We start from the raw sequence: 525 nt of genomic DNA, 5'->3' as shown, positions 1-525 counted from the left end.
ACATTGACAAGGCTATCGAAGCCGTCAATGACGGTTATTGTTGAAATTAGAAGATTCTCGATTACGAGATTGAAACAAGTAAAAATGAACGGAAATCGTGTTTTTTTGCCCTAAATGTTGAAATTAGAAGATTCTCGATTACGAGATTGAAACACTTGTTAGCAATGCAACGGACAATTGAGAGCGTTCTTGCAGTTGAAATTAGAAGATTCTCGATTACGAGATTGAAACCCAGTGAAAGTAGGTAAGTCAGTGATTTTGGCTGGCAGTTGAAATTAGAAGATTCTCGATTACGAGATTGAAACGAGACAAAGGTGTTTGTGGGGATAAGGGTGATACAGTTGAAATTAGAAGATTCTCGATTACGAGATTGAAACGATAGTGGTATATTTCATATGGTGATGATGGTAGAGTTGAAATTAGAAGATTCTCGATTACGAGATTGAAACCAGTGAAGGCAAACTCCTCATCACCCGCGCCCCGATTGTTGAAATTAGAAGATTCTCGATTACGAGATTGAAACGA

1 CRISPR repeat array is annotated in these 525 nt (G+C 37.9%).

Annotated features, from left to right (window positions below):
- Positions 1–39 precede the first annotated feature (39 nt).
- Positions 40–523: direct repeats of the CRISPR family, unit length 37 nt; unit sequence GTTGAAATTAGAAGATTCTCGATTACGAGATTGAAAC.
- Positions 524–525: the final 2 nt, after the last annotated feature.

Source organism: Candidatus Poribacteria bacterium, from assembly GCA_021295715.1.
Classification (GTDB): Bacteria; Poribacteria; WGA-4E; order WGA-4E; family WGA-3G; genus WGA-3G.
This window is presented reverse-complemented; position numbering and strand designations above follow the sequence as displayed.